Below are 3,991 nucleotides of genomic sequence, written 5' to 3' on the forward strand. Positions count from 1 at the left end.
CCGGTGCCGCCGGGGGTGCCGACGTGGGCCTACCTGGCCGCGGTGCTCGCCGAACGCCGGGACCGCGCCCGTGCCCGGGGCGTCTCCGCACGGGATCCGTCCGCCGTCCCGCCGGGTGATCCCGCTCCGGAAGGCGGTGTATCCCACGGCGGTGTGTCCCACGGCGGCGTCGCCCACGGGGGCGCCGCCGACGACGCCGGGCAGGGGGACCCCGGTCACCGGGACACCGCGGACAGCCAACGGTCCGGGCCGTTCACGCCTCCCGGCTGAGTGCGTCGGCGATCAGTTCGTCGGTGAGTTCGCGCAACCGGGCCCGGGCGTTGCGTTTGTACGCCTGCGGGTGCGGCTCGGACTCCTCGGTACCGTTGAAGAACCGGCCCGTCACCCCCTCGACGTCCTCGCCGCAGATCAGCCGCAGCGTCGCGGCCGCCCCGTCGGCGACGGTGCTGGCCGGGGTCCGCCCGGACTGGCGCACCATCGAGGTGTCCATGAATGTCGCCGGGTGCAAAGCGTTGACCGTGATGCCGCTTCCGCGCAGTTCCTCCGCGAGGTCGAAAGTGAACATCACCTGGGCGAGCTTGCTGCGCATGTACGCCGAGGCCCCGCTGTACTGCCGACGGCACTGGAGGTCGCTGAACGACAGTTCCTGCTGCCCCGCCGAGGCGACGTTGACGATCCGGGCGGGGGCGCGCAGCAGCGGCAGGAGCCTGCGGGTGAGGTGGTAACCGGCCACGTAGTTCACCGCGAAACGGAGTTCGATGCCGTCCACGCTCTCCCGCCGGACCGTCGGATCGGACCCGGTGCCGATTCCGGCGTTGTTCACCAGCACGTCGATCCGCTCGTACCGCTGCCGGATCTCCCGGGCCAGGCGCTCGACCTGGTGCAGATCGGACAGGTCGGCCCGCACGGACTCCACCTCGGCCCCGCTGTTCGCGCGGGTCTCGTCCCGCAGGTCGCGCAGCTTGTCCGCACTGCGGCCGTGCGCGATCATCCGGGCGCCCCGGGCCGCGAGTTCGCGTACCAGGTGCCTGCCGAGGCCGTCGGTGGCGCCGGTGACGAGGATGGTCTGCTCGCTGAGTGGTCTCATAACCCCTGCCTGTGAGAGTACCCGTAGGGTGTGGCCATGGCCGTCTCCGAGTTACATCGATTCACCCTCGACAACGGCCTGCGGGTCGTGCTCGCGCCGGATCCGACGGCGCCGGTCGTCGGTGTCAGCGTGCACTACGACGTGGGCTTCCGCTCCGAACCGGAGGGACGCACGGGGTTCGCGCACCTGTTCGAGCACCTGATGTTCCAGGGCAGCGAGAGTCTCGAGAAACTCGCGCACTTCCGGCACGTGCAGAGCAGCGGCGGCACGTTCAACGGATCCACCCATCCGGACTACACGGACTACTTCGAGGTGCTGCCGTCGGCGGCGCTGGAGCGCGCGCTGTTCCTCGAGGCCGACCGGATGCGCGCGCCGAAGCTGACGCGGGAGAACCTCGCGAACCAGATCGACGTGGTCAAGGAGGAGATCCGGCTCAACGTGCTGAACCGGCCCTACGGCGGGTTCCCGTGGATCCTGCTCCCTCCGGTGCTGTACTCGACGTTCCCGAACGCGCACAACGGCTACGGTGACTTCACCGACCTCGAACAGGCCACCCTGGACGACTGCGCGGCCTTCTTCGACACCTACTACGCCCCGGCCAACGCGGTGCTGACCGTGGCGGGCGACCTCGACGTCGACCGCACCCGGGAGCTGGTGGACAAACACTTCGGGGACGTACCCGCACGGCCGCGGCCGCACCGTCCCTCGTTCGCGGAACCGGCGCCGGACTCGGAGCTGCGCGCCACGCACACCGACCCGCACGCGCCGTTGCCCGCACTGGCCGTCGGCTACCGGATGCCCGACCCGGTCAACGAGCTGGACGGCTACCTGGCCAACCTGGTGCTCGCCGGGGTGCTCACCGACGGGGACTCCTCCCGGTTGCAGCAGCGCATGGTGCACCGGGAGCCGCTGGTCACCGACATCAACGCGGGCGCGGGGCTGTTCGGTCCGTTCGAGGCACGGGACCCGGACACGTTCTCGGTGACGGCCGTCCACGCACCGGACGTGGCCCCGGAGACCGTACTCGGCGCCCTCGACGCGGAGCTCGGCGAGCTCGCCGCGACCCCGCCGGGGGAGGCGGAGCTGGCGAAGGTGACCGCGCGGTGGAGCGCGAACCTGCATTCCGACCACGACCGGTTGGTCTCCCGCACTCTCGCGCTGGGCTCGATGGAGCTGCTGCACGGCGACGCCGCGCTGGTGTACGAGCTGCCCGAACGGATCGCGGCCGTGACGGCGACGCAGGTGTCCGAGGCCGCGAAGGCGCTGCGCCCCGACTCGCGCGCGGTGCTCGTGGTGGAGCCCGACCAGGGAGGTACCCAGTGAGCGCGACCGACACGACCGGTTCCCGACACCGCGACGCGGACGCGATCGGCCGCACCGCCACCGGTCCCCGCGAGGTCCCCGGCCTCGGCGGACAGCGCGCCGCGGCCGACCTCGCGCACACCGACACGGTGCTGCCGAACGGGCTGCGCGTCCTGGCGGTGCGCAAGCAGACCGTGCCGATGGTGGAGATGCGGCTGACCATCCCGTTCGCCGGGGACGACCCGCTGCACCCCGCCACGGCGGAGGTGCTCGCGGAGACCCTGCTGACCGGGACCCGGCGCCGCGACCGGGTGGCCATCGACACCGACCTGGCGCTGATCGGCGGTGAGCTCGGCGCGATGGTCGACCCGGAGCACCTCGGACTCTCCGGCAGCGCCCTGGCCTCCGGCCTGCCCACGCTGCTGGACGTGCTCGCCGACGTGCTCACCGAGGCGTCCCACCCGGACGCCGAGGTCGCCCGGGAGGCGGACCGCATCGCCGAGCGGTTGGCCGTCGCACGCACACAACCCCGCGTGATCGCGCGGGAGGCGCTGCAGCGGCACCGGTACGGCGACCACCCGTACACCCGGGAGATCCCGCACGCCGAGGACGTGGCGGCCGTGACCCCGGAGGCGGTGCGCGCCCTGCACGCCGCCGCGGTGCTGCCGGGTGGTTCGACGCTGGTGCTGGTCGGCGACTTCGATCCGGACACCGTCGTGGCGGACGTCGAGCAGGCCCTGCGGGGTTGGAGCAGCGACCGCAATGCGGCCGAGCTGCCCGCACTGCCGCACCTCCAGGCGGGTGACGTGCTGCTGGTGCCCCGGCCCGGCGCCGTGCAGTCGCAGATCCGGCTCTCCGCGCAGGCCGTCCCCCGGACCGACCCGCGCTACCCCGCGCTGCAACTGGCGAACCTCACGCTCGGCGGATACTTCTCGTCCCGGCTGGTGGAGAACCTCCGCGAGGACAAGGGCTACACCTACGGGGCGCACTCCGGCTTCGAGTTCACCGGCACCGGGGCGACGGTGCAGGTGGAGGCCGACACCGCCAGCGACGTCACCGCGGCGGCGCTGCTGGAGACCCGGTACGAACTCGGCAGGCTCGGCCTGGTGCCGCCGACGGACGACGACGTCGAATCCGTGCGCCAGTACGCCATCGGGTCGCTGCTGATCGGGTCGTCGTCGCAGGCGGGGCTGGCCAACCAGCTCTCCTCCCTCGCGGTCGTGGGGCTGGGCGTCGAGTGGCTGCTCGAACACCCGGCCCGGGTGGCCCGGGTGACCACGGAGGAGGTCGCCGAGGCCGCGCTCACGTTCTTCGCCCCGAGCCGGTTCACCGGCGTCGTGGTGGGCGATGCCGACGTGCTCGCCCCCCGGTTGGAAGCGCTCGGTGGGGTGACGGTGGACCGGGAATGAGCGCGGCGACACCCTTCCGGCTGGGTGCGGATCCGGCGCTGTCCCGCTCGACCGCCGACCGGCAGGAGACGCTGCGCGGCGACCCGGAGCGGCTCCGCGCGCGGTGGCCCTGGGCGCGGGTGGTTCCGGTGGACGACCGGGGCCGCAGCCCGGTCCCGGAGGACACCGTGCGCGCGGAGGACACCGTGCGCGC

The 3,991-nt window shown here is 72.8% G+C and carries 3 protein-coding genes and 2 pseudogenes; 4 read left to right on the plus strand and 1 reads right to left on the minus strand.

Annotated features, from left to right (window positions below; genetic code table 11):
• Positions 1–270: pseudogene (locus tag SACPADRAFT_RS0209665) on the plus strand (RDD family protein); the annotation flags it as partial.
• Here the strand turns inward: SACPADRAFT_RS0209665 and SACPADRAFT_RS0209670 are convergent.
• Positions 254–1,087 carry an SDR family NAD(P)-dependent oxidoreductase gene (locus SACPADRAFT_RS0209670; protein WP_007026791.1) on the minus strand — a complete coding sequence of 278 codons (834 nt, stop codon included), beginning with the start codon at positions 1,085–1,087 and terminating at the stop codon, positions 254–256. The pseudogene SACPADRAFT_RS0209665 and the gene SACPADRAFT_RS0209670 sit on opposite strands and share 17 nt — an antisense overlap.
• A 36-nt stretch (positions 1,088–1,123) precedes the next feature.
• Here SACPADRAFT_RS0209670 and SACPADRAFT_RS0209675 point away from each other — a divergent pair, with 36 nt between their 5' ends.
• The 3 genes and pseudogenes from SACPADRAFT_RS0209675 to SACPADRAFT_RS32590 form a co-directional block, all read left to right on the plus strand.
• Positions 1,124–2,410, plus strand: coding sequence for a M16 family metallopeptidase (locus SACPADRAFT_RS0209675; RefSeq protein WP_007026792.1), 1,287 nt, complete (start codon positions 1,124–1,126; stop codon positions 2,408–2,410).
• Positions 2,407–3,798: a M16 family metallopeptidase gene (locus SACPADRAFT_RS0209680; RefSeq protein WP_007026793.1), complete on the plus strand. Its 1,392-nt coding sequence runs from the start codon at positions 2,407–2,409 to the stop codon at positions 3,796–3,798. The genes SACPADRAFT_RS0209675 and SACPADRAFT_RS0209680 overlap by 4 nt, the downstream gene beginning before the upstream one ends.
• Positions 3,795–3,991: pseudogene (locus SACPADRAFT_RS32590) on the plus strand (hypothetical protein); the annotation flags it as partial. The gene SACPADRAFT_RS0209680 and the pseudogene SACPADRAFT_RS32590, both read left to right, overlap by 4 nt.

The organism is Saccharomonospora iraqiensis subsp. paurometabolica YIM 90007 (genome assembly GCF_000231035.2).
GTDB lineage: Bacteria > Actinomycetota > Actinomycetes > Mycobacteriales > Pseudonocardiaceae > Saccharomonospora > Saccharomonospora paurometabolica.

What these genes read in the sequence shown, in the direction of transcription:
- SACPADRAFT_RS0209670 (WP_007026791.1), bottom strand. Translation starts at nt 1,087, where the DNA reads ATGAGACCACTCAGCGAGCAGACCATCCTCGTCACCGGCGCCACCGAC.
- SACPADRAFT_RS0209675 (WP_007026792.1), top strand. Translation starts at nt 1,124, where the DNA reads ATGGCCGTCTCCGAGTTACATCGATTCACCCTCGACAACGGCCTGCGG.